The organism is Bacillus sp. LJBS17 (assembly GCF_019334685.1).
GTDB lineage: Bacteria > Bacillota > Bacilli > Bacillales > Bacillaceae > Bacillus > Bacillus subtilis.
The window spans coordinates 3,599,866-3,624,946 of the sequence record NZ_CP079759.1 but is presented as its reverse complement, the minus strand read 5'-3'; the positions used below and the strand labels follow the sequence as shown (position 1 = coordinate 3,624,946).

General features: G+C 41.9%; 20 protein-coding genes. 17 read left to right on the top strand and 3 right to left on the bottom strand.

Features of this window, described 5'->3' with window-relative positions; translation table 11 throughout:
- The first annotated feature begins 48 nt into the window (after positions 1-48).
- Both KXZ66_RS18765 and wecB read left to right on the top strand, forming a co-directional pair.
- The gene (locus KXZ66_RS18765; RefSeq protein WP_029318775.1) at positions 49-1,959 is read left to right on the top strand and encodes a glycosyltransferase; all 1,911 of its coding nucleotides are present in this window, start codon (positions 49-51) and stop codon (positions 1,957-1,959) included.
- Positions 1,960-1,981: 22 nt separating this feature from the next.
- On the top strand, positions 1,982-3,124 hold the full coding sequence (gene wecB, locus KXZ66_RS18760; RefSeq protein ID WP_041850465.1) for a non-hydrolyzing UDP-N-acetylglucosamine 2-epimerase: 1,143 nt from the start codon (positions 1,982-1,984) through the stop codon (positions 3,122-3,124).
- A 39-nt stretch (positions 3,125-3,163) separates the two neighbouring features.
- Here the strand turns inward: wecB and lytR are convergent, their stop codons facing one another.
- Complete coding sequence (gene lytR, locus KXZ66_RS18755; RefSeq protein ID WP_219144696.1) at positions 3,164-4,084, bottom strand: polyisoprenyl-teichoic acid--peptidoglycan teichoic acid transferase TagU; 921 nt, start codon at positions 4,082-4,084, stop codon at positions 3,164-3,166.
- Between the two features lie 212 nt (positions 4,085-4,296).
- Here lytR and KXZ66_RS18750 point away from each other — a divergent pair, with 212 nt between their 5' ends.
- The 13 genes from KXZ66_RS18750 (at position 4,297) to KXZ66_RS18690 (ending at position 20,999) form a co-directional block, all read left to right on the top strand.
- The gene (locus KXZ66_RS18750; protein WP_021480727.1) at positions 4,297-4,620 is read left to right on the top strand and encodes a hypothetical protein; all 324 of its coding nucleotides are present in this window, start codon (positions 4,297-4,299) and stop codon (positions 4,618-4,620) included.
- A 27-nt stretch (positions 4,621-4,647) separates the two neighbouring features.
- Positions 4,648-6,801: a SpoIID/LytB domain-containing protein gene (locus KXZ66_RS18745; RefSeq protein WP_219144695.1), complete on the top strand. Its 2,154-nt coding sequence runs from the start codon at positions 4,648-4,650 to the stop codon at positions 6,799-6,801.
- Between the two features lie 87 nt (positions 6,802-6,888).
- Positions 6,889-8,376, top strand: coding sequence for an N-acetylmuramoyl-L-alanine amidase (locus KXZ66_RS18740; protein WP_031315357.1), 1,488 nt, complete (start codon positions 6,889-6,891; stop codon positions 8,374-8,376).
- A 219-nt stretch (positions 8,377-8,595) separates the two neighbouring features.
- Positions 8,596-10,500, top strand: a complete 1,905-nt coding sequence (tarQ, locus tag KXZ66_RS18735) for a (poly)ribitol-phosphate teichoic acid beta-D-glucosyltransferase TarQ (RefSeq protein ID WP_049140506.1) — start codon at positions 8,596-8,598, stop codon at positions 10,498-10,500.
- A gap of 234 nt (positions 10,501-10,734) precedes the next feature.
- On the top strand, positions 10,735-11,394 hold the full coding sequence (locus KXZ66_RS18730) for a sugar transferase (protein ID WP_003242561.1): 660 nt from the start codon (positions 10,735-10,737) through the stop codon (positions 11,392-11,394).
- A 55-nt stretch (positions 11,395-11,449) separates the two neighbouring features.
- A complete protein-coding gene (locus tag KXZ66_RS18725) occupies positions 11,450-12,901 on the top strand; it encodes a teichuronic acid biosynthesis protein TuaB (protein WP_120028569.1) in 1,452 nt (483 codons plus the stop codon).
- The gene (locus tag KXZ66_RS18720) at positions 12,898-14,067 is read left to right on the top strand and encodes a teichuronic acid biosynthesis protein TuaC (protein WP_219144694.1); all 1,170 of its coding nucleotides are present in this window, start codon (positions 12,898-12,900) and stop codon (positions 14,065-14,067) included. The genes KXZ66_RS18725 and KXZ66_RS18720 overlap by 4 nt, the downstream gene beginning before the upstream one ends.
- 61 nt (positions 14,068-14,128) lie before the next feature.
- On the top strand, positions 14,129-15,514 hold the full coding sequence (tuaD, locus tag KXZ66_RS18715) for a UDP-glucose 6-dehydrogenase TuaD (protein WP_151870021.1): 1,386 nt from the start codon (positions 14,129-14,131) through the stop codon (positions 15,512-15,514).
- An 84-nt stretch (positions 15,515-15,598) separates the two neighbouring features.
- Positions 15,599-17,065, top strand: a complete 1,467-nt coding sequence (gene tuaE / locus KXZ66_RS18710; protein WP_151870022.1) for a teichuronic acid biosynthesis protein TuaE — start codon at positions 15,599-15,601, stop codon at positions 17,063-17,065.
- Positions 17,066-17,093: 28 nt separating this feature from the next.
- A complete protein-coding gene (locus KXZ66_RS18705) occupies positions 17,094-17,774 on the top strand; it encodes a teichuronic acid biosynthesis protein TuaF (RefSeq protein ID WP_024573113.1) in 681 nt (226 codons plus the stop codon).
- A 23-nt stretch (positions 17,775-17,797) separates the two neighbouring features.
- Positions 17,798-18,556, top strand: coding sequence for a teichuronic acid biosynthesis protein TuaG (locus tag KXZ66_RS18700; protein ID WP_038829893.1), 759 nt, complete (start codon positions 17,798-17,800; stop codon positions 18,554-18,556).
- Positions 18,557-18,584: 28 nt separating this feature from the next.
- Entirely contained in the window at positions 18,585-19,778 is a 1,194-nt protein-coding gene (locus KXZ66_RS18695) for a teichuronic acid biosynthesis protein TuaH (protein ID WP_151870507.1), read from the top strand.
- A gap of 144 nt (positions 19,779-19,922) precedes the next feature.
- The gene (locus tag KXZ66_RS18690) at positions 19,923-20,999 is read left to right on the top strand and encodes an MraY family glycosyltransferase (RefSeq protein ID WP_003227975.1); all 1,077 of its coding nucleotides are present in this window, start codon (positions 19,923-19,925) and stop codon (positions 20,997-20,999) included.
- A gap of 72 nt (positions 21,000-21,071) precedes the next feature.
- Here KXZ66_RS18690 and tagV read toward each other — a convergent pair whose 3' ends face one another.
- Positions 21,072-22,247, bottom strand: coding sequence for a polyisoprenyl-teichoic acid--peptidoglycan teichoic acid transferase TagV (gene tagV / locus KXZ66_RS18685; RefSeq protein ID WP_015714802.1), 1,176 nt, complete (start codon positions 22,245-22,247; stop codon positions 21,072-21,074).
- Positions 22,247-22,900, bottom strand: a complete 654-nt coding sequence (locus tag KXZ66_RS18680) for a YigZ family protein (RefSeq protein ID WP_003227979.1) — start codon at positions 22,898-22,900, stop codon at positions 22,247-22,249. The genes tagV and KXZ66_RS18680 overlap by 1 nt, the downstream gene beginning before the upstream one ends.
- Before the next feature lie 216 nt (positions 22,901-23,116).
- On the opposite strand from KXZ66_RS18680, the gene degS reads away from it, so the two are divergent.
- Positions 23,117-24,274, top strand: a complete 1,158-nt coding sequence (gene degS, locus KXZ66_RS18675; RefSeq protein ID WP_003227983.1) for a two-component sensor histidine kinase DegS — start codon at positions 23,117-23,119, stop codon at positions 24,272-24,274.
- Positions 24,275-24,356: 82 nt separating this feature from the next.
- Positions 24,357-25,046 (top strand): two-component system response regulator DegU, encoded by a 690-nt coding sequence (degU, locus tag KXZ66_RS18670; RefSeq protein ID WP_003219701.1) that lies wholly within the window; start codon positions 24,357-24,359, stop codon positions 25,044-25,046.
- The last annotated feature ends 35 nt before the right edge of the window (positions 25,047-25,081 follow it).

The window sequence follows — 25,081 nt, the reverse complement described above, 5'->3', positions numbered from 1 at the left end:
ATATGAGCTTTTGTGAATGAAATAGAAGCGGATAAGGATAGAGGTGTCATGGTGAAAATTACTGCAGCAGTACCCACATACAACTCAGAACATTTTATCTCCCGCTGCCTGGATAGTCTGGTTCAACAAACCATGCCGAATAATGAGTACGAAATTATTTGTGTAGATGATTGTTCTCAGGATGGCACGGTTTCAATATTAAAAAAGTACAGTGAACAGTATTCTAATATAACGGTTATAGAACGAGAAAAAAACTCGGGAGGGCCGGGAGAGCCGCGAAACCAGGCGATACGTGCTGCGAACGGTGAATACATTTTTTTTATTGATTCCGATGATTATGTAGGAATCGAAGCGTTTGAGAGAATGTATCAATTTGCAAAACAGCATGATTCAGATATTGTGCTTGGGAAAATGGTCGGTGTAAACGGCAGATCAGTCCCGCAAGCTATTTTTAAGGAAACGAAACCTGAGGCGGATCTTGTAAAATCTCCGCTTGTTTACTCAATAGGACCGACAAAACTTTTTAAAGTTTCACTGCTTAGAATGCATGACATATATTTCCCCTCTAATATACAGGCTACAGAGGATCAGGTATTTGTCATGCAGGCTTATTTAGAAGCGGACAAAATTTCTGTCTTGGCCGATTATGATTATTACTATGCTGTACAGCATGACGGCGAGCATATGACGTTTGCATACGTTGCGCCTCAAAGCTACTATGGCGCAATGAAGGTAATCATAGATATGATTCGTAATAGCCGTCTTTCACATAATCGCAAAATGAAGTTTATGGCGAAGTTTTTAAATCGTCATTTTGATTTTTCCAGAACAACGGACTTTACCGTAACAATCGAGGACGAACGGGAGCAGCAAACATGGATGACAGAGCTGCATCATTTTGTTGAACAAAATATACCACGGGAAATTGATAAGCTTGTTCATTCTCATACGCGGTTAAAATTACACTTTGTACGCCATAATGACCTAAAGGGCTTGAAGCAGTTTGAAGCTGATAAAGAAAATATGGCCCAATATACGTCAGTTAAAAATGGTCATATCATAGCAAACTATCCCAGCCTTATCTCATATCATTTGGCAGAGAATGAACGGATTGTTGATGACAGAAACAAAATCAGTCATTACGTGAGCGAATTTCAAATGAAGGACAACACTTTCACATTAAGAGGCTCGGTTACCCACACGGCTTTACAACCAGAGCATCAAGCTATGCAAACTTTATACGGCATTTGGGTGCACCGTGATAGAAAAACTGAAAAAATCATTTCTCCAGTGTATTCCAAGGACGGAGAATTTGAATTTCTCACGAAGTTTACTGATTTGGCTATTCATGAAGAAGATATTGGTGTTTGGGATTTCTTTATTGAATCGGGGATAGACGGCTATAAAAAACGCGTCCGAATTGGCAGCAGCAGAGAACCGTATCCTTATTCAAAACATGCTAAATATATTGGGAATAACGGGGAATATGCTTTCAGCGCACGGCCGTACTTTACTAAAACCTATGATAATTTGTCGGTGGATATCAGAAAGCAGGAAGTTCTGAAAGTCGAATTCAGAGATAATGATTCGGACCAGCATTTAACGTTCGTATTTCCTGGAAGCCAATTGTTTTTTCCGAAGCAATCTTTATTATTGCTCGAATGCAATAACCAAGAGTTTTTAATCCCAATAAAAAATCAAATCAGTTCAGCTGATGGGACAGTGATACAGGTTGATCGGAATCTCGTTCAGCAAAAGTTTGCTCCGGCTTATTTACAAAACACCAATATTGTTTTATCCATTAATTCTTATAAAACCACATTGGTTCCGAAAAAGGATGTCAGTGTGTACTTTTGCAGTAAAAATATTGAAAAAAAGCTATGGTGCTTTAAAATAAAGAAGAAAGTAGATCTATTTATACAATCGGACCAATCGAAATTCTATCTAACAGCCCGTTAAACAAAGAAACCAGGTGACAAATATGAAAAAACTAAAAGTGATGACCGTTTTCGGGACCAGGCCTGAAGCGATCAAGATGGCACCGCTTGTGCTTGAATTGAAAAAATATCCTGAAATAGATTCCTATGTAACGGTAACTGCACAGCACAGACAGATGCTCGATCAGGTGTTAGATGCGTTTCACATCAAGCCTGACTTCGATTTGAACATTATGAAGGAGCGGCAGACACTGGCAGAGATTACGTCTAACGCACTTGTAAAATTGGATGAGTTGTTTAAAGATATTAAACCCGATATTGTGCTTGTCCATGGTGATACAACGACGACGTTTGCCGGAAGCCTAGCCGCTTTTTACCATCAAATTGCTGTCGGTCATGTGGAGGCGGGGCTCCGTACAGGGAATAAGTATTCCCCGTTTCCGGAAGAGCTCAATCGACAGATGACAGGGGCGATTGCTGATTTGCATTTTGCTCCGACAGGCCAGGCGAAAGACAATTTATTAAAAGAAAACAAAAAGGCCGACTCTATTTTTGTAACGGGCAATACAGCGATTGACGCACTCAACACAACGGTTAGGGATGCTTACTCACATCCTGTTCTCGATCAGGTGGGTGAGGATAAAATGATTCTCTTGACCGCTCACCGCCGGGAAAATTTGGGTGAGCCAATGGAAAAAATGTTCAAGGCCATCCGCAGAATTGTAGGGGAATTTGAAGATGTACAAGTCGTTTACCCTGTGCACCTGAATCCTGTTGTCCGGGAAGCGGCTCATAAGCATTTTGGTGATTCTGACAGAGTGCATCTGATTGAACCTTTAGAGGTGATCGATTTCCATAACTTTGCAGCGAAATCGTATTTTATATTGACAGATTCGGGCGGCGTGCAGGAGGAAGCCCCATCTCTCGGGAAACCGGTGCTTGTTCTGCGTGATACGACGGAACGGCCTGAAGGAGTGGAAGCGGGAACGCTGAAACTTGCAGGGACGGATGAGGAAAACATTTATCAGCTGGCAAAACAGCTGTTAACTGATCATGATGAGTACGAGAAAATGTCCCAGGCTTCTAATCCGTATGGAGATGGAGAGGCTTCCCGCCGGATTGTGGAAGAATTGCTGTTTCATTACGGGTACCGGAAAGAACAACCGGATTCATTTACAGGCAAATAAAAAAGAAGCTTTGCACATTGTGCGAAGCTTCTTTTTGTTTTACTTTTCGAGGCTTTCCTTCAGCTCTTTTGTAATATCGGAAAGGGCGCTTTCATCAGCTTGGTAGTAGTAAATTCCATTGATTTTCGTGCCTGTACCTTTTAGTTCGTGCTGTTTAATATGTTTCCGCGCACCTTTGTAATCCGACTGGATATCCCACATGTTATCGAAGGTCAAATTCGTTTTCACATTATCTTCAACAACTTTAAACATATCTCCGAATTTCGTGATGGAAGAAATATTAGCGCCTTTATTAATAATACCTTGGATGACTTGACGCTGGCGGTCCTGGCGTCCGAAGTCGCCTCTCGGATCTTCTTTTCTCATCCGGGTATAAGCGAGCGCTTCTTTTCCGTTCAGTGTGATTTCTCCTTTGCCGAACGAATAACCGTCATAATTGAATGCGAATGTGCTGTTAACTGTAATGCCGCCAAGTGTATCAACAACGTCTCTAAAGCTTTCCATGTTCACTTTCACAAAATAATCAACCGGAACATCGAGGAAGTTCTCAACAGTGTCTACCGTCATCTGCGTGCCGCCGAAAGCGTATGAATGGTTGATTTTATCCATTGTGCCTTTTCCGATAATTTTTGTATACGTGTCACGCGGAATGCTGACCATGTCGGTTGTATTCGTTTTTGGGTTAACGGTCATATAAATAAGCGTATCGGCACGGCCCTTGTCGCCGTCGCGTTCATCCACACCCATGATTAAGACGGAAAAAGGATCTTTTTTATTGATACTGACCTCTTTATCCCTCTTTTTCGATTTATCAATGCTTTCATGAATACTTGCCACGGTTGATGATGCTTTATGCCATAAGTAGTATGCATAGCCTCCAGTTCCGAGTACAAATACGGCCACAATGGCTAAAATGACAAGTAACGCCTTTCTTTTTTTCTTTCTTTTTTCAGCTCTCATAATAAAGTCCTCGCTTTTTTGTAATCTAGTACGATTATAAGTTTCTTAATATTTGAAAACAACTAAAATTTGTCTGATTCTTTACAATAGACGGCTCCTTGTAACAAATGTTTCGGTATTTTAAGAAAATCCGCAAAAATTTTTCGTTGTTTTGAAAGAAATCTTAAAATAAGCTTAAAATTGTCGATAAAAAGTGGAGAGGTGATATAGGAATGAAAAAAATTGCTATTTTAATGTTCTCAATGCTGCTTCTTTTGTCTGCGTGCGGCACAGCTCAGAACACATCAGGAGCAGAAACAAAATCAGACAGCCAGGATGCAGCTGCAGAAGAGACAGTAACGAAGGAAGGCACTTTTGCCGGTTTGGCGGACAGCCATACAATTGCAGTCACTATTGATGATAAAGAGACGTCGATTCAGGTTGGTTCAGACCTTCAGGACAAAATGAACAGCATTTCAGAAGGGCAAAAAGTTGTTGTCAAATATACAAAAGATTCAAATGGCGCTTTAATGCTTAAGGATCTTGAGACAAAGTAATAAAAAACTCTTAGGGGGTTCCATGTTTTGAAAAAAATGAAGCTCTTGCTTCTATCGTCAGTCACTGCGGCGGCTGTAGCATGTCCGGCGTTTATGCAGACTGCGAAAGCTGCTGATAAAACCATTTCGGTTAAGCTGAGTAATTATGTAGGCAGCAAATCAAGTTTGGATGTCGATATCACAGGCGGATATGAAATTTCCGGCTCAAGAATTGCGGATACGGAGCGATATGGAGGAGCAACCCGTTTTGATGTTGCCAATAATGTCGCCTCTGCCGGATGGACAAATCCAACGACTGTGGTCATTGTAAATCGGGACGCTTTTGCCGATGCGCTCTCAGCAACCCCGCTTGCCAAAAAGTACGATGCACCGATTTTATTAACAGACGCAGATTCGCTAACACCAAAAACAGAAAGCGAAATTGCAAAATTAAATCCTGACAATATTCTCATCATTGGCGGGACAATCAGTGTTTCTAAAAATGTAGAAAATACATTAAAAAAATATGGTTCTATCGATCGGATTGGCGGAGCAACCCGTTACGAGGTTTCTAAAAACATAGCCGATCGGATGGGGAATTACAGCCAGGCAGTAGTGGCCACAGGCATGGTCTTTACGGACGCCCTGTCAATCGCGCCATATGCTGCAATGAACGGTTATCCGATTTTACTTGCGGGAGACAATAACATCCGCAGTGATTACAAAATTCCAAGCAAGGTTACAATTGTCGGCGGTCCGTTGAGTGTCAGCACTGGTGTGGAAGCTGCATTAAAAAAGAAGGCAACTGTGAAACGGATTGGTGGCGTTTCACGATATGAGGTATCTGCCAATATCGTTAAAGAATTAAATATGAAAGCAACAAAGGTATTTATGTCAAACGGCCAAACATTCGCGGATGCATTAACGGGATCTGTGCTTGCAGCAAAGCAGGGAAGCCCTTTACTGCTGGTTGAATCAGGAAGCCTGCCGTCACCAGTCGCTGATGTGGTAGCGTCAAAAGGGACTCAGTCATTTGCGCTGCTTGGAGGAAGCATCTCCATCAGTGATACGCTAAAGAACAAACTGGCAGATACTTTTGCAGGAACTGGATATACAGTCAAGTTAACCGGCGGAAACCTGGTGCTTTATAAAAACAGTACTGCAATCAAGACGCTTGGAACGTCTTTTACAGCACAGCCTAAAAAGTATGCAACTACAAATTCTATCAGTCTAAATGGAACGCCATATCTCGGAAACATGAAATTTACAATAGAGTCAGGCAAATATATTCGTCCGATCAATGTGAATATCCCCTTTGAAGATTATTTAAAGGGTGTTGTGCCTCATGAAATGCCGGCCAGCTGGCAGAAAGAAGCGCTTAAAGCCCAAGCTGTCGCAGCGAGAACTTATTCCATCAATTCGGCCGGAAAAGAAGTAAAAGACACCACTGCTTTTCAGGTATATGGCGGATATGACTGGAATTCGAAAACTTCAGAAGTTGTTGAAGCTACAAAAGGAAAAGTTTTGAAATACAATGGAAATTTGATTTCAGCTACGTATTCCTCAAGCAACGGCGGCTATACAGAAGCGAGCGGCGAGGTGTGGAGCAGCCAGCTTCCTTATTTAATCGCCAAAAAAGATACATACGACCCGCAAATCAGCTGGTCTCTGTCTTTAAATAAAACCCAGATTGATAAAAGCGCTCTGAATCTGAAAAGCCCTGGATCTTGGTGGAGCTCTAAAAATGAAACAAATTCAGCATATTTGAGCGGTTTGAAAAGCTGGTTTATTAAAAATAAATACAGCAATGCTGAGTCTATCAAAATCACAAAAATATCCAGTGTGAAATTCAGCACGGAGAAAACTGCCGGTCAGCGGCCGGAAACAGCAAGTGTCACATTCTCATATTTCGTGAAAGAAAAATCAAATGGCTACGTTCTTTCAAATGGAAGCCTGAGTGAAAAAACGGCAACAATTTCAGTACCGGCAACAGAGCTGAGAACAATGCTTGGCGCTTCGAATATGAAGAGTACATACGCTTCTGTCTCAAGCAATACAAACGCCTTTCTCATTAGCGGTAAAGGATACGGACACGGCATAGGCATGAGTCAGTACGGAGCCAATGCCAGAGCAGCTGCCGGACAATCTTATACAACGATTTTAAGTTTTTACTATCCGGGAACAACTCTATCAAGCTATTAAAAGATTGTTAGAGTCCAAGGAGGCGAGATGCCTCCTTTGTTCGTTATTTGATTTATGAATCATTATGAATCTTTGGAGGGACTATCTTTGCGGATCTTTCTTAAAAGCATACCTATGCTGATACTAGGAGTCGTGTTATTTGTACCAAATGCGTTTGCGGCCAACTCTGTTACAAGGCTGGATGGAGCAAGCAGATATGAGGTTGCAGTAAATGTATCAAAACAAGGCTGGAGCAGTGCGGGCACGGTTGTTATAGCAAACGGAACAGCATATGCCGATGTATTAACTGCTGCACCTTTGGCTTACAAATACAATGCCCCGATTTTATTGACGGAATCATCTAAACTGACTGCGCCGACTAAAGACAGAATCAGCCAGCTTAAACCGAGCAAGGTCATCGTCATTGGCGGAACGATCAGTGTTTCTAACAACGTTGTAAGCGACATTAAAAAATTGGGTATTTCCAATGTGGAACGGATCGGCGGAAGAAGCCGCTATGAAGTTGCCCAAAATATTTCTAAAAAGTTATCTTCAAATTCAAAAGCGGTAATCGCAAATGGCACGGCATATGCTGACAGTCTGGCGATCGGTTCTTATGCTGCCCGTAATGGTATTCCAATTTTACTGACTACTGCAAGCTCCATTCCTGCACCAACGAAAAGTGCGATGAACAGCAAAGGGACATCATCGACTATTGTGGTCGGAGGAGAAATCAGTGTCTCTAAAAATGTTTACAGCCAGCTTCCTTCACCAACAAGAATCGGCGGAAACAGCCGTTTTGAAGTGGCTGCAAACATAGCGAAAAAATATTATTCTTCATCAAAAGCTGCATTTGTCAGCAATGGCTATCAATATGCAGATGCTTTAGCGGGTTCTGTGCTGGCGGCGAAGCAAAATCGCCCAATGCTATTTACTGACGCCGGTTCATTGCCGACTGCGACAAGAACAGTCATCGGATCAAATAGCAAGAATACCTTCACAGTTCTTGGGGGAACTATTTCAGTGACAACAAATGTCGTGAACCAGCTTAAAAATGTAATTGTAGGCAAAAAGGTATTTGTGGATGCAGGACACGGTGGTTATGACAGCGGCGCGGTAGGTAATGGTTTAAAAGAGAAAGATGTTAACCTTGCCGTTGCTAAGCTTGTAAACAGCAAACTTTCTAATGGTGGAGCCATTCCGATTATGGCCAGATCTACAGATGTTTTCTTAGAGCTTTCAGAGCGGGTTGCAAAAGCAAAAAGCAATAATGCAAACCTGTTTGTGAGTATTCATGCCAATTCAGCGAGCCCAGCAGCAACCGGTACTGAAACCTACTATTATACAAAATATGAGTCAGAAAACAGCAAACGGCTTGCGACAGAAATACAAAACAGACTCTATAAAGCACTCAATACTCAAAACCGCGGCGTGAAAATCGGGAATTTCCATGTCATCAGAGAATCAACGATGCCGAGCAGTTTAGCGGAGCTGGCGTTCATTTCAAATGCGAACGACGCAAGTAAGTTAAAGAGTGCTTTGTATCAAGAAAAAGCAGCTCAAGCAATATATGAAGGAATCATTGGATATTATTAGGGGATTAAATTAGTAGACATCAATAGCGGCTTGCCGGCAGAACCCATCAGGAATTGCCGGCAAGCTTTTTTATACGATAAAATGAGAAAAATTTTAAACCACATATGCTATGTAAAAGTTTAACAAAATTTAAGGTTAGGCCTATTCTTATTGACAGATGTTTTTGATATAATTATCAGGCAAAAATATAACCGATCCATTAGGGTAGTGAGGTAATCGATGAAAATAAGCATTGTTATCCCTGTATATAATTCAGAAGATCTTATTTCCGAATGTCTTGATAGCTTAGTTAACCAAACGATGCCAAAAGAGGATTATGAGATTATATGTGTCGATGATAAATCTACGGATTCATCTTTAGACATTTTGAATCGATATAAAAAGAAATATGACAATATTGTTGTTGTTGAAAGAACCGTAAATTCAGGCGGTCCAGGTGCGCCGCGGAATGATGCAATAAAAATTGCCAAAGGTGAATACATCCTGTTTGTTGATTCCGATGACTATCTAGGCAATGAAGCATTGTTAAGATGGTACAATTTCTCAAAAGAGAATGATTCAGATATTACTTTAGGTAAGTTAAAAGGGATAAACGGCCGAGGTGTTCCCAAATCAATGTTTAAGGAAACAAACCCAGATGTTGATTTGGTTGATTCCAAAATTGTTTTCACATTGGGACCCCAAAAACTGTTTAAAGCCTCACTTTTAAAAGAAAATCAAATCATCTTCCCTACTCACATAAAAGCAGCGGAAGATCAAGTCTTCACAATGAACGCTTATTTAAAAGCAAAGAAGATTTCTGTTTCAGCTGACTATGATTATTACTATCTGGTCAAAAGAGACGGTGAGCATATGAGTGTCGCTTATGTTCCCCCAGAGAACTTTTATGGAGCAATGGAAGATATTATCTCTGCTATCAAGGCTAGTGATCTAGAAGAAGCAAGAAAAACGAAACTGATGGCAGTATTTTTAAACAGGCATTTCGATTTTTCGCGGACAAAAAATGTCACAATAAAAATGAAGACAGATGAAGAAAGAGCTGAATGGTTTAAATATTTGTCCTCATTTATTCATGCAGTACCTGAAGAGGCTGACCAATTTGTGCTTCCGCATATCAAATTGCGGCTGCTGTTTATTCGAAATAATGATTTGCAGGGGTTAACCCAGTATGAGCGTGAAGAACAAGACATTAAAAAGTTCTGTGTTGTAAATAATGGGGATTTAATTGCACGTTATCCGAGCTTAGAACGCTATCCAATTTCTGAAGAGTTATTAAAAGTAAATTATAAAAATAAGCTTGAACATTATCTGCAGAATATTGAATTTAGCGATCACAGCCTCAGCATTCAAGGAACCATTAAACACAAATTGTTGGATGATGAAACGAATCAAAATCAATCTCTGACAGGAATATTTGTTCATCGCGATACAAAGGCGGAAAAATATATCGCGCCGGCTAAGTATGAAAATTCAACATTTACATTTGAGTGCAAGTTTGATGAACTGGCATCTGCAGAAGAAGATTTAGGCGTTTGGGATTTCTTTATTGAATCGTCAATAGATGGCTATAAATTAAGGGCGAGAATCGGAAACAAGCGTGCTGCGTATAAGTATTCAACAAACACGATGTATTTAGGGCATAATGCGTTGTTTGTCTTCAGTGCAAGACCATATTTCACAATGAACTACGATAATCTTTCGATTGATATAAAGAAACATGCCTATACAGAAGCAGAACTTTCATATGAAACTGAATCAAAAGATTTATCATTTATTTTTAAAGATAAGCAAATCTGTTTGCCAAATCATTCAAAAATGATTGTGAATACCGGACAGTCTGAAATCTCATTACCGGTAAAACGTATAGACTTAGAGCCTAATTGCACAAAATTGACGGTAAACGTGCAGGGTTTGCTTGAACAGCTAGCTCATGTAAAGAAAGAGCGATTAATTGAATTTGCGATAAACACTTCTCAAAATAAAATCAGTGCAAAAGTGGATAACCAAGCAATTGTCTTGGACACAAGGAATGTTGAACGAAAATCCATGTTATTCTTTAGTAAAATGGTTGAGGTTCAATACAAGCTGTTAACCTCTAAATCAAAGTTTTATTTTCAATATTAAATGCTTCACAACGAAAAGAGACAAATCAGTAAAATGATTTGTCTCTTTTTTTAAACAATATGCTTAATTTTTAAAAAAAGTGTCTAAAACAATAAAAAGTTTACGGATAAATGTCAGAAAAAATAACAAATTCACACTTCTTAACATACCATTTACATCCAATTAACATCCGTCTGCTAAACTGACTGGCATAGGTCATCATAACATCCCAAACAAATCGTGAGGTGTGTGTCAGTGAGTGCAGAGAAAAGCATGAATGTGAGTCGTGAATTCTCAGTTCAGCAAATACATTCTTTTACATTATCTGAAAAGACGGCTCGTTATTTGGCAATAAAGCGCGTAATGGATATTTGGTTTGCGCTCATTGGGTTGGCGATTGCGCTGCCAATGATTGCGGTATTTTCAATATTGATTTGTTTGGAGACGCCGGGGCCTGCCATTTATACGCAGGAACGCGTAGGGAAAGGCGGGAAACCATTTAAGCTTTATAAGCTTCGTTCCATGAAAATAGATGCCGAGAAGTCTGGGGCGGTTTGGGCACAGAAGCAAGATCCGCGGGTGACAAGGATCGGAGCTTTTATCAGAAGAACGAGAATTGACGAGCTTCCTCAGCTGTTTAATGTGCTGAAAGGCGATATGAGTATGATTGGCCCTCGTCCGGAACGGCCCGTATTTACGGAAAAATTCCAGAATGAGATTCCAGGCTTTACACAGCGTCTGGCTGTTAAACCGGGATTGAGCGGCTGGGCTCAGGTGAACGGCGGTTACGATATGACGCCGAAGGAAAAGCTGATATTTGATTTATATTACATTCGCAATCTGACTTTCACTTTAGAATTAAAAATTATGTTAAAAACTTGTAAAGTAGTTTGGACGGGTGATGGTGCAAGATAAAACGGTATTCCATTATTCACCATCAATCTGAGCTTAAAAAGAAGTAGGGAATATGATGCCAAGTATTACAAAACAAATCATGAGCGGTGCAAAGTGGACAAGTATTTCAACCATGTGTATTACAATCATACAAATTGTTCAGTTTGCCCTGCTTGGAAATATGATGACCTTAACAGAATTTGGGCTTGTCGGCATGATCACAACGGTTACAGTTTTCGCCCAGATTGTGCTCGATATGGGTTTTGGCGCAGCATTAATTCAGAGAGACGACGCGACGGAGCGCCAGCTGTCAACATTGTATTGGCTTAACATTATGACGGGCGTTTTGCTGTTTGTTCTTTTATATGTGAGCAGTCCTGTCATTGCGGGATTTTATCAAAGAGAAGAGCTGGTGTTTCTGGTTCGGATTCTGGCGATTATGTTTTTGATCGCGCCAATTGGACAGCAATATCAGTATATGCTGCAAAAGCAGCTGCATTTTAATACGTTAAGCAAAATAGAGATTTTTTCAAATGTATTGTCATTCGGATATTTAGCGATAGCAGTTTTTATGATGGATGCGATTTTGGCGTACGTGATTTCTCAAGTCCTGCTGCAGTCCAGTAAAGGGATTTTATATTGGGCTGTATACCGAAAAAAGTGGCATCCTGCTTTTGTTTTTGATTTGAGAGGCATGAAGGATTTCTTTACTTTTGGAGCCTTTCAGCTTTCATCCCGTCTTGTGAACAGGCTCGGAGCAAATATCGACATGATTTTGATCGGCCGGTTTATTGGTGCTGAAGCATTGGGGATTTATAACCTCGCTTATCAGATTGTCACCATTCCGGTTTTGAAGATCAATCCGATTGTCACACGGGTGGCATTCCCTGTTTTCGCAAAAAACAAATATGAAAACAGCGTGATCAGAGAAGGCTTTCTGAATATGACAAAAATGCTGGCGCTTGTTTCGTTTCCGCTGTTAATCGGGCTCGTGTCTGTGTCAGACGCCTTTATCACAGCGGTTTTCGGAGAAAAATGGCTTGCTGCTGTTCCGATCCTAAATGTTCTGGCGATTGTCGGAATACTAAGAGTGCTCATGAATCCAAATGGATCTGTGTTGCTGGCTAAAGGAAGAGCTGACTTAGCGTTTTATTGGGATTCCGGCGTGCTGCTGCTGTACGGATTATCACTGTTTGCAGCTGTACAGACGGGAAGCCTGCTGACAGTCGCATGGGTGTATGCCATTATCAGCGTTGTTAATTTCCTGATTGGGCGCTGGCTTTTGGCATATGTCATCAAGCTTAACCTTTCAGCTTATTTCCAGTCGATTATGAAGCCATTTCTGATTACTGCGGCGATGGGCATCATCGCGTTTGGTGTAAGCCTCAGTACCGAACACTTCAGTATGCAGGCAGAAATGCGGTTGGCCATTTCAGTTGCGGCCGGGGCGCTGTGCTATCTCTTTCTTTTGGTAAAAGCGTACCCTCAAACGAAAAGCAAACTACTAAGAAAAGGACGTTTGTCATGAAGATTTTGTGGATCACAAGCGTATATCCGAGCAGTATGAAACCCGGAGAGGGTGTGTTTCATGAGACACAGGTGCAAGAGCTGCAAAAACTCGGGCTTGATATCACTGTGATATGCCCACGGCCTTTTCATTCAGCACCTGTCCGCATGCTGAAAAAGACATATCGAAAAAAGGATGCCAGACCGGAGTATGAGATTAGAAAGGGAATACCGGTTTACCGGCCTTTCTATCGGGCAGTTCCCGGCCAGCTGAAGTGGGCGCAGCCTCATCGGAGAATCGCATCAGCCGTTTTAAAAACCATGAAACAGCGCGACCTATATCCGGATCTGATCCATGCGCATTTTGCCATGCCATCGGGCGGGGCTGCGGCAGTCGTGTCAGAGTCAGCGCAAATTCCTTATGTCCTGACCTTGCATGGCAGTGATGTGAATGTCTATCCGCATTACAGCAAAGGAGCGTTTAAAGCCTTCAAGCGTGCCGTAGGTTCTGCGTCAGTTGTTTTAGCAGTCAGCCACAAGCTTCAGGAAGAAGCCAAAAAGCTTTCGGGCTTTGACAGCTCGGTTTTGCCAATCGGCATACAGCTCAGCCGCTTTCAGGAGAATGAGGAGACGAAAGAGGAAATCAGAAAAAGACTCGGACTCCCGCTCGATCAGCGTCTGGCTGTCTATGTCGGCCGGCTGGTCAGAGAGAAAGGCATTTTTGAACTGTCTGAAGCGATCGAATCGCTGCAGGACTCTCCTAAGGCAGTCTTTGTCGGGGATGGTCCCGCAAAATCGACGCTGACGCAGAAGGGGCATATCGTCACCGGCCAAGTGCCGAATCATCAGGTAAGAGACTATTTACTTGCGGCAGATCTATTTGTACTTCCTTCTTACAGTGAGGGGATGCCGACTGTTGTGATTGAGGCGCTGGCGCTAAGGGTTCCTGTTATTTGTACGGATGTTGGCGGAGTGTCGTCTTTATTCGGAAAGCACCAACATCTGCTGATTAAACCGAAATCCGCTCAAGCCTTGGCAGAAGCGATCACTCGGTACGAACATGAGCAAATATGGAAGCCGGAAGTAGCAGATGACTTGTATGAAACCGTGCAAGCTCAATTTGACGCAGGAAAAAACGCCAAGGCTTTGCATCATCAGTATCAGACGGTCACGAAAACGTCCGTTTAATCGTAAGAAACTGCGACCAATATAAATAGGAAGTTCATTTTACAGGAGAGGGATGAGCGCTGTGAAAAAAATAGCTGTCATTGGAACAGGTTATGTAGGACTCGTATCAGGCACTTGCTTTGCGGAGATCGGCAATAAAGTTGTTTGCTGTGATATCGATGAATCAAAAATCAGAAGTCTGAAAAATGGGGTAATCCCAATCTATGAACCAGGGCTTGCAGACTTAGTTGAAAAAAATGTGCTGGATCAGCGCCTGACCTTTACGAACGATATCCCGTCTGCCATTCGGGCCTCAGATATTATTTATATTGCAGTCGGAACGCCTATGTCCAAAACAGGTGAAGCTGATTTAACGTACGTCAAAGCGGCGGCGAAAACAATCGGTGAGCATCTTAACGGCTACAAAGTGATCGTAAATAAAAGCACAGTCCCGGTTGGAACAGGGAAACTGGTGCAATCTATCGTTCAAAAAGCCTCAAAGGGGAGATACTCATTTGATGTTGTATCTAACCCTGAATTCCTTCGGGAAGGGTCAGCGATTCATGACACGATGAATATGGAGCGTGCCGTGATTGGTTCAACAAGTCATAAAGCCGCTGCCATCATTGAGGAACTTCATCAGCCATTCCATGCTCCTGTCATTAAAACAAACCTAGAAAGTGCAGAAATGATTAAATACGCCGCGAATGCATTTCTGGCGACAAAGATTTCCTTTATCAACGATATCGCAAACATTTGTGAGCGAGTCGGCGCAGACGTTTCAAAAGTTGCTGATGGTGTTGGTCTTGACAGCCGTATCGGCAGAAAGTTCCTTAAAGCGGGTATTGGATTCGGCGGTTCATGTTTTCCAAAGGATACAACCGCGTTGCTTCAAATCGCAAAATCGGCAGGCTATCCATTCAAGCTCATCGAAGCTGTCATTGAAACGAACGAAAAGCAGCGTGTTCATATTGTAGATAAACTTTTGACTGTTATGGGAAGCGTCAAAGGGAGAACCATTTCAGTCCTGGGATTAGCCTTCAAACCGAATACGAACGATGTGAGATCCGCTCCAGCGCTTGATATTATCCCAATGCTGCAGCAGCTGGGCGCCCATGTAAAAGCATACGATCCGATTGCTATTCCTGAAGCTTCAGCGATCCTTGGCGAACAGGTCGAGTATTACACAGATGTGTATGCTGCGATGGAAGACACTGATGCATGCCTGATTTTAACGGATTGGCCGGAAGTGAAAGAAATGGAGCTTGTAAAAGTGAAAACCCTCTTAAAACAGCCAGTCATCATCGACGGCAGAAATTTATTTTCACTTGAAGAGATGCAGGCAGCCGGATACATTTATCACTCTATCGGCCGTCCCGTTGTTCGGGGAACGGAACCTTCTGACAAGTATTTTCCGGGCTTGCCGCTTGAAGAATTGGCTAAAGACTTGGGAAGCGTCAATTTATAAAAAGAAAAAGTGTTACTTGGTTGAAGCTGCCGGCTGCTAGGCTCGGCCGCCGGCTCCTGAAACATCAGGAAAGGGGTTAAACATGTGAGTATCAAACGATCAGCGGTCCATACGCTAGCGTTACTGGCCGCTGCTATATTTGGAGTCGTCCTATTGCTGGGAGCCATCCATAAAGATATAGGTTTCATGCAGATGGCTGCTGTGCTTGCGGTGTTGGCAATTGGCCTGTTTTTACTGACGCTTGCAACCGCATTTACAACAAAAGAACGGCTCTTTATGGCTGTAATCTATATTTTGATCGCCTGCACTTTTTTAAATAATGCATTTTTCGCTATTCATCTTGGATTTTTCAGTTTGTTCCTTTACCGGCTTCTGCTCATCGCAGCGGGTTGCCTTCATATTTTCGGCATGGTTCGGAATCGAACCCATATTGAAAGATGGCATGGGCTGCAAGTAAAAGGGATTTTACTCTTTTTCGCCTTTTGGTTTATATATGGCCTTGTTTCTCTGCTGTGGGCCAAGTCGGTAACAGTTGGCCTCAAGTATTTAGCCTTATTGGCAATGGGAATTTTCTTCATTTATCTTATTGTCATGTACGTGCAAAAAATGGAGCGGCTGATGATTGTTTATGCCATTTGGCTGGTGATGACGGTATTTCTGATGATCATTGGCTTTTACAATCATATCACCCACCATCATCTTGCGAGTTCCACATTGTACAGCGGACCGGAGTATAAGCAGCATTATCCGACATCGGTCTTTTTTAATCAAAATGACTTTGCGACCTTTTTATCCATCAGCTTCTTTTTTTACATCACGATGATGAAAAACATTAAGAATGGATACATCAAGGCAATTGGCCTTGTGCTCTCGCTCTGTGCGTTGTATTTAATTTTTGCCACTGGTTCAAGAGCCAGCCTTCTGGGTATTTTTGCAGGTATTGCTGTCTACATCTTCATTGTATTGCCGCCTGTTTTAAAGAAAATGGCTATATGGCTGTCGGCGGCGGGAATTGCTCTTTTCGCAGTTTTTTTCGCCAGCAAAATCTATTCAAAGTTTTGGGAGCTGTTTCTGGCTCCGCAGACGCTGCATTCATTTCATGACAGGCTTCCATCAAATGTGGCTCGGGCAAATCTGCTGAAAAACGCTTGGCATTTTTTCCTTGATTCATACGGATTCGGAGTCGGGGCAGGAAATGTATCCTATTATCTTGAGCATTATGCTGTATATGATACTGACAATGTGGCAGAGGTGCATAACTGGCTTGTTGAAATTCTTGCTAATTTTGGCTTGTTCATCATGCTGGGATATCTGTCCGTTTATGCCTACCTCATATGGGTGCTTTACAAGTTTTATGAAAGAAAATTAGAAAATCAGTCAAAACTGATCACAGAAGGACTTATTACCGCTATGGTCAGTTTCCTGGTATCAAGTATCAGCCCAAGCTCTGTTTCAAATTTATTTTTCCATTGGGTGTTTATGGCGCTCGTCATCGCCGCCGTGAATGTGTTAAGGCGATCCAGACAAATGCCTGAGCCGATGTACAGATAAACAGACTACAAAAAGCAGGGAGACTTATATGAACGATATATTGATAAGAATAGCCCGTCGCATAAAAAAAAATATCATTTGGATCATAGCGGTGCCAATTATATTAGGTGCGGCGGGGTATATCCTGCCGTCACAGATCGCTGATCAAAAGAGCTATACAGCTGAAGATACTTTGGCTGTGGGGAGCTATGATCATCCGGTTTATAACAGCACAGAAGAGATTCCGCTTCTGCTTAAGAGCGACTCTTTTTTGAAGGAGGCGCTTCCTGATGAAAAGGATGAAGATGTAGCAGAGATCAAAGAGAAGCTTACCATCAAAACGGAATCCAAATCGTTACTGACTTTAAGCTATAGCGACGAGGATAAGGATAGAACGGAATCTGTCTTAAACGCCATATCCTCCACCTTCCTCAAAAATGATCAAAAGCTGTATGCAGAAAGAGAAGCCGTTATCCGCAGCAGCATAGACGCGCTTGAAGGCGAGTCGGTGAGCGAGGATTCCAAAGTGGATAAAGAGAGATTTTTATATGAGCTCAAAAACACACAGCTTAACCTGAAAGCGGCCAGTATTACTGATTCCGAAACCGTAAGTGAGACAGCAGGCGGGGGAATGTCTCCGAAAAAGAAAGCAGTTCTCGGCGTTATGATTGGCCTTACGATTGCCTTTATGTTCGTTGTCATTCCTGAATTTTTCAGAGAATCCTTTTAAAATCATACGATGGAGATGTGATCATGACCAATTGGAAACCTCTCGTATCTGTCATTACACCTTCCTATAATGCGCGTGACTATATTGAAGACACGGTTCATTCGGTATTAGATCAGAGCCATCCTCATTGGGAAATGATTATCGTGGATGATTGCTCAACGGATGGGACCCGCGACATTTTACAGCAGTATGAAAAAATAGACGAAAGAATTCATGTGGTGTATTTGGAAGAGAACTCCGGAGCTGCGGTTGCTCGCAACAAAGCGTTGGAACGCGCTCAAGGGCGCTACGTAGCATTTTTGGACAGTGATGACAAATGGAAAAAAGACAAACTGGAAAAGCAGCTTGAGTTTATGATGGAGCGCTCCTGTGCGTTTTCTTTCACGGGCTACAGCTTAATGGCGCAGGACGGGACCCCACTCGATAAATTTATTCATGCGCCGGAAAGCCTGACGTACGATGACGCCCTGAAAAATACAATTATCGGCTGCTTGACGGTGATGATTGACAGGGAGCAAACGGGACAGATCCAAATGCCGAATATCAGAACGAGACAGGACTTAGCCACATGGCTGTCTCTTTTAAAAAAAGGATTTACTGCCTATGGAATGAATGAATGCCTGGCTGAATATCGGCTTGTCAATAACTCAATTTCCAGCAACAAATGGAAGGCTGCGAGAAAAACGTGGTTTGTCTACAGGGAGATCGAACGGCTTCATTTTATGAAAGCAACATGGTGTTTTGTTCAATATGCAAAAAACGCGGTGAAAAAAAGATTATAGCCGCAAACAGAGAGAAAAGGTGATGAAGGTGGAAACAAAAGAAGCAATCATTCATGTCATCGTTGCCACTGCTGAATGGGGAAAAGACCAATTGAGATACAGAAGGCACCGGCTGGCAGAATTTTTAGCTGCTCAGGAGGAAACGAAGGAAGTTATTTGGGTATGTCCGGCTCAGCGTGCCCAAGGGAAAGAGTTTCAGGAAGTCCATTCTGGCATCAGGCAATTCGCTGTCAAAGACCTGCTGCAGAAAAAAATGTTTCGTTTCGGACGATATACAGATGTCTTTTACAGACATAAGCTCTCCCCATTACTCGATGAGCTTACATCTGCTTCTGCAAACGGTGAACGCTGCTGTTTATGGTACACGTTTCCGGGATTCCCGCTGCTGTCTTCGCTGTATCCTTGGGATCAGGTCATTTATGACTGCAGTGACTTATGGGCGGCGCCGATCAGCGGCCGATCAAATCTGCTGTCTGAATTCCGGCGAAAAGTCATTAAATCGGCAGAGCTGAGAATTATACAACGAGCAGATTCAATAACCTGTTCATCAGATTATCTTCACAAGGAAGTAGACAAAAAACTGACTGCAGGACGAGAAAAGGTTCATACTGTGGAAAACGGTGTGGAGTATGAGCTGTTTTCTGCACATAAACAAGCTACCGATCGCAGTATACTGCAGGGGAGAGAAGGAACGGTGTTAGGCTTTATTGGCGGGATTAAACCGAAGCTCGATTTTAAAATGATTAAAGAAGCGGCACTGCAAAAGCCTGATTGGATATTTTTATGGGTTGGCCCGGATGCCACCAATGGTGATGTTTCGTTTCAAGAGCTGCTGAGGCTTCCAAATGTCATATGGACCGGCCCGGCAGATCCGAAAGAAGTTCCGCATTTTATGGAGCTTATCGACATTGGCATCATGCCATATAAACAATCACCGTATAATCAAGCTGTGTTTCCGCTGAAACTATTTGAATTTTTAGCGGCAGGAAAACCTGTCGTCGGCTCTAATCTCCCGTCAACCTCAAAAATGCAAAAGCCGTATGTATACGAATATGTAGAAGGTGATCATCCAATTGATTTTATAGCAGCTTGTGAAAAAGTTCTCGGACAAAACGGAGACGAAACCTATAAAGAAATGCGCCGAAACATCGCCCGGACACAAGATTGGAATTGCTTATTTAGACAAATTATGAAATATACAGGGATTCAAAAACATGCGTAGTCCTATAAATTGGGATGCGCGTTTTTTGATTATACGTGTTTCTTTTTGATGAAGCTTGTTATAATAACTAAGGAGAAGGTATAATGGAAGGAACGGTTCTCTATATAAATAAAGACTTCATTTAATTCCAAAGGAGACTTCTTTATGCTTGACGAACGCATGATTCGCATTGTTGTTGCGTTTATTGTCTCGCTGCTGACAGTTTTAATCATAACCCCAATCGTAAAAAGGATTGCGATTAAAATAGGTGCAGTTGACCAGCCCAGCAATCGAAAAGTACATGACAAAATCATGCCCCGTATGGGCGGGCTGGCCATATTTATCGGGGTGGTTGCAGGCGTGCTTGCATCCGGTATTTACACAGAAACAAGGATGACGGCAATTACAGTCGGAGCATTCATCATTATTGTGTTAGGTATTCTTGACGATAAATATCAATTAAGTGCAAAAGTTAAGTTTTTGATTCAATTAGGTGTAGCCATAATGATTGTAAGCACTGGCTTAAAAATGGACTTTTTCTCAGTACCTTTTTTAACAGAACGGTTTGAGTTAGGATGGATGGCTTATCCGCTGACGGTATTATGGATTGTCGGCATCACGAACGCAATTAACCTGATTGATGGATTGGATGGCCTTGCTGCCGGTCTTTCTGTTATCGGCCTGTCAACGATCGCTGTCATGGCGCTATCCGGCGGAAAAGTGCTCATTCTGTCACTCTCATTAGTCGTTATTGCCAGCACGCTGGGGTTTTTGTTTTACAACTTCCATCCGGCAAAAATCTTTATGGGAGATACGGGATCACTGTTTTTAGGGTATAGTATTTCGATTCTTTCATTATTAGGCCTGTATAAAAGTGTCACATTGTTCAGTATCGTTATCCCGATTATTATATTAGGCGTACCGATTTTTGATACAACATTTGCTATCATCAGGAGAATATTAAACAAACAGCCGATTTCAGCGCCTGATAAGTCGCATATTCACCATAGACTGATGGCCTTTGGCCTTTCACATCGGATGTCGGTCTTAGTTATTTATTTAATTGGATTTATTTTCAGTATCAGTGCGATAGTACTTAAAAGTGCCACAATTTGGCTTTCTTTGTTTATTATCTTCATTTTAATTATTTTTATGCAAATCATAGCAGAAGTGACAGGACTCGTGAATGAAAAATTTAAGCCGTTTACAAAGTTTTATAAACGGCTGGTGAAAAGGAATTAAAAATTCCGGCTTATGTGCCGGAGTTTTTTTCTGCGCAAAAATGCCCGATCCTCTAAAAGGACCGGGCATTTTTTAATAGGATGAATCAGTTGTTGAATTCGTTGTACTGTTGTTTGAGCTTGTGCTGCTGTCATTCGAATAGCTGTTTCCGCTCGTCGTCCCGTCAGTTGTTGTGCCAGTGCTGCCAGAACTGCTTGAGCTGTCAGTCCCGTCTGTTGCATTTCCGGTACCGGAAATGCCAGTGCTTGTATCAGGAGTATAATCTAAATGCTCTTGAAGCGTTTTTCTGACTTTCTCGAGATTTGTAGCATCAGGTTCAAAGTAATATGTGTTGTTAGGCCCTAAATACAAATCAGAACCTGTAATGCTCAATGTGTCGATTTTTTTGCTGGTAAAGCCGCTGTAAATCTGCTGAAGCGCTAAACCTTCAGTAATGCGAATATTGGTTTCAACGTTTTCGCTGGCTTTTTCTGCGATTTTATCAATTTTAGCAATGTTGCTTGCACTTGACATGCGGTCAATCAGCGCGTTTAAGATTTGTTTTTGTCTGTCATTACGGCCAAAGTCTCCGCGTTTATCCTGTTTTCTCATCCGGGCATATGCTAAGGCTTCTTCGCCGTTCAAATGCATCTCGCCTTTTTTGAAGTAAATCCGTTTGCTTTCGTCTACATCACTTTTTTCATCGAAATCGAAAGGCACGTCAACATCAATACCGCCGACTTCATTAATCACATCTTTAAATCCGTCAAAATCAACTGTGACATATTTATCAATCGGGATTTGCAAGAAGTTTTCAACAGTTTCAACTGTCTCATCTTTACCGCCTTTGCTGTAAGCGGCATTGATCTTCGTCTTGCTTCCCGTTGTGTCACCAGCTAATTGCACACGTGTGTCACGCGGAATGCTCAGCATTTTCATGGTTTTATTTTTGGGATCCAGGGTAACAACAATAAGAGAGTCTGATCTCCCTTTTTGTCCTTTAGTCGCGTAATCCTCTATTCCCATAAATAAAATAGAAAACGGTTTTTTCTTCATGTCTACAACTTCGTTGCGAAGATTTGATTTATTCCCGCGGGATAGGGCATCGTACGATTCATCCGCAGCGTTAATTGTTTTATAAAGTTTATACCCGCCAAGCCCTACAACTACCAATAGTGCAAGGGCGAACAATAACATAATTCTTTTTAAAATTTTCCTGCGTTTGCTCTTTTTCTTTTTTCGCACACGCACTCTAACGCGTTCAGCCATTATTCAGTCTCCTTTATGTGATTGACGGCTTTTTCAAGATACGTCAACTCTCCCTCTTTAATATCACTCTTTCCATTTGTCAGTTCTGTCATCCATTCAGAAAAAGCGTTTGTTTCTTTTTCTTCGACGTATGTTTCGAATTCAACATTTTCTGAATAATGGATTTCCTTTAACAGAAATTGTGACTCCCTTAATTCATTTTCAATCTTGCCAAGCCATGTGTAATCTGCAGAAGTATGCATGATTCGCATAAGCTTCCGTTCTACAACACCTATATGATTTAATCCTTCAGACACTGATTTCCCATAAGCGCGAATTAATCCGCCAGCACCAAGCTTAATGCCTCCGAAGTAGCGTGTAACGACGGCGCAAGTATCCTTCAGCCTGCGTTTTTTTAAAACCTCGAGCATCGGCACTCCCGCTGTACCGCTTGGTTCCCCGTCATCATTGGCTTTTTGGATATGATCATTCTCGCCAATAACATAAGCCGAGCAATTATGAGTCGCATTCCAGTGCTGTTTCTTTATTTTCTGTATAAATTCCTGTGCCTCTTGTTCGGTAGAAACACGGCTTAAATGACAGATAAAACGCGATTTTTCTATAACAATCTCGTGTTCCCCTGCTTCTTTCACAGTAAAATAGCTGTGCAGCATGCTAGCTGACCCTCCTGCTAAGCATAAAAGACTGCCTATACAAATTCGTACAGTCTTTAGAATTTTTGTGCGTATTTTGGTATCATAAAGAGTAGATAGTATATAAAAATGTTTTTTTCTAGAATATACGCATTCTTTCATTATAATTCGACATAATTTGCAGATCAATTACATTTATAATAAAAATATATGACAACGCCGTGACGGAGGGAAATTATGAATAAAACAAAGATGGATTCCAAAGTGCTGGATTCTATTTTGATGAAGATGCTGAAAACCGTTGACGGGAGCAAGGACGAAGTTTTTCAAATCGGGGAGCAGTCACGCCAGCAGTATGAACAGCTGGTCGAAGAACTGAAACAAATTAAACAGCAGGTGTATGAAGTGATCGAGCTTGGCGATAAACTTGAAGTGCAAACCCGCCATGCGAGAAACCGTTTATCCGAGGTCAGCCGTAATTTTCATAGATTCAGTGAAGAGGAAATCCGCAATGCTTATGAAAAAGCCCATAAGCTGCAGGTAGAATTGACGATGATCCAGCAGCGTGAGAAGCAATTGCGCGAACGGCGGGACGATTTGGAGCGCAGATTGCTAGGGCTTCAGGAAATCATTGAGCGGTCAGAATCATTAGTAAGCCAAATTACAGTTGTGCTCAACTACTTGAATCAGGATTTGCGCGAAGTTGGACTGCTTCTTGCTGATGCTCAGGCAAAACAGGATTTCGGCTTAAGAATTATTGAAGCGCAGGAAGAAGAGCGAAAAAGAGTCTCAAGAGAAATCCATGACGGACCCGCTCAAATGCTGGCGAATGTTATGATGAGATCGGAATTAATCGAGCGGATTTTCCGTGACCGGGGCGCAGAGGACGGATTCCAAGAAATTAAAAATCTACGCCAAAATGTTCGGAATGCCCTTTACGAAGTGAGAAGGATTATATATGATTTAAGACCGATGGCCCTTGATGACCTAGGCCTGATTCCAACTTTAAGAAAATATCTATATACAACCGAGGAATATAACGGGAAGGTCAAAATACATTTTCAGTGCATTGGAGAAACAGAGGATCAGAGGCTAGCGCCTCAGTTTGAGGTTGCGCTCTTCAGGCTCGCACAGGAAGCTGTGTCTAATGCGCTAAAGCATTCTGAATCTGAAGAAATTACAGTCAAAGTTGAGATCACAAAGGATTTTGTGATTTTAATGATAAAAGATAACGGTAAAGGGTTCGACCTGAAGGAAGCGAAAGAGAAGAAAAACAAATCATTCGGCTTGCTGGGCATGAAAGAAAGAGTAGATTTATTGGAAGGAACGATGACAATAGATTCGAAAATAGGTCTTGGGACATTTATTATGATTAAGGTTCCGTTATCTCTTTGACTATGATTTGTAAAATAGAGCCAAAAGGCATATTGACCGAATGCTAGAGTATATAGAACAATAATACAAGGAGGCGTGGCTTGTGACTAAAGTAAACATTGTTATTATCGACGACCATCAGTTATTTCGTGAAGGTGTTAAACGGATATTGGATTTTGAACCTACCTTTGAAGTGGTAGCCGAAGGTGATGACGGAGACGAAGCGGCTCGTATTGTTGAGCACTATCATCCTGATGTTGTGATCATGGATATCAATATGCCAAACGTAAATGGTGTGGAAGCTACAAAACAGCTTGTAGAGCTGTATCCTGAATCTAAAGTAATTATTCTATCAATTCACGATGACGAAAATTATGTAACACATGCCCTGAAAACAGGTGCAAGAGGTTATCTGCTGAAAGAGATGGATGCTGATACATTAATTGAAGCGGTTAAAGTAGTGGCTGAGGGCGGATCTTACCTTCATCCGAAGGTTACTCACAACCTCGTTAACGAATTCCGCCGCCTTGCAACAAGCGGAGTTTCTGCACACCCTCAACATGAGGTTTACCCTGAAATCCGCAGACCATTACATATTTTAACTAGGCGGGAATGTGAAGTGCTGCAGATGCTTGCAGACGGAAAAAGCAACCGCGGAATTGGTGAATCATTGTTTATCAGTGAGAAAACCGTTAAAAACCATGTCAGCAATATTTTACAAAAAATGAATGTAAACGACCGGACGCAAGCCGTTGTGGTCGCCATTAAAAATGGTTGGGTAGAAATGAGATAGTATAATAGGAGACTTGCCTTTTTCTAGGCAGGTCT

What these genes read in the sequence shown, in the direction of transcription:
- tagV (WP_015714802.1), bottom strand. Translation starts at nt 22,247, where the DNA reads ATGGCTGAACGCGTTAGAGTGCGTGTGCGAAAAAAGAAAAAGAGCAAA.
- KXZ66_RS18700 (WP_038829893.1), top strand. Translation starts at nt 17,798, where the DNA reads ATGACCAATTGGAAACCTCTCGTATCTGTCATTACACCTTCCTATAAT.
- KXZ66_RS18690 (WP_003227975.1), top strand. Translation starts at nt 19,923, where the DNA reads ATGCTTGACGAACGCATGATTCGCATTGTTGTTGCGTTTATTGTCTCG.
- degS (WP_003227983.1), top strand. Translation starts at nt 23,117, where the DNA reads ATGAATAAAACAAAGATGGATTCCAAAGTGCTGGATTCTATTTTGATG.
- KXZ66_RS18705 (WP_024573113.1), top strand. Translation starts at nt 17,094, where the DNA reads ATGAACGATATATTGATAAGAATAGCCCGTCGCATAAAAAAAAATATC.
- wecB (WP_041850465.1), top strand. Translation starts at nt 1,982, where the DNA reads ATGAAAAAACTAAAAGTGATGACCGTTTTCGGGACCAGGCCTGAAGCG.
- lytR (WP_219144696.1), bottom strand. Translation starts at nt 4,084, where the DNA reads ATGAGAGCTGAAAAAAGAAAGAAAAAAAGAAAGGCGTTACTTGTCATT.
- KXZ66_RS18765 (WP_029318775.1), top strand. Translation starts at nt 49, where the DNA reads ATGGTGAAAATTACTGCAGCAGTACCCACATACAACTCAGAACATTTT.
- KXZ66_RS18680 (WP_003227979.1), bottom strand. Translation starts at nt 22,900, where the DNA reads ATGCTGCACAGCTATTTTACTGTGAAAGAAGCAGGGGAACACGAGATT.
- tarQ (WP_049140506.1), top strand. Translation starts at nt 8,596, where the DNA reads ATGAAAATAAGCATTGTTATCCCTGTATATAATTCAGAAGATCTTATT.
- KXZ66_RS18750 (WP_021480727.1), top strand. Translation starts at nt 4,297, where the DNA reads ATGAAAAAAATTGCTATTTTAATGTTCTCAATGCTGCTTCTTTTGTCT.
- KXZ66_RS18725 (WP_120028569.1), top strand. Translation starts at nt 11,450, where the DNA reads ATGCCAAGTATTACAAAACAAATCATGAGCGGTGCAAAGTGGACAAGT.
- KXZ66_RS18720 (WP_219144694.1), top strand. Translation starts at nt 12,898, where the DNA reads ATGAAGATTTTGTGGATCACAAGCGTATATCCGAGCAGTATGAAACCC.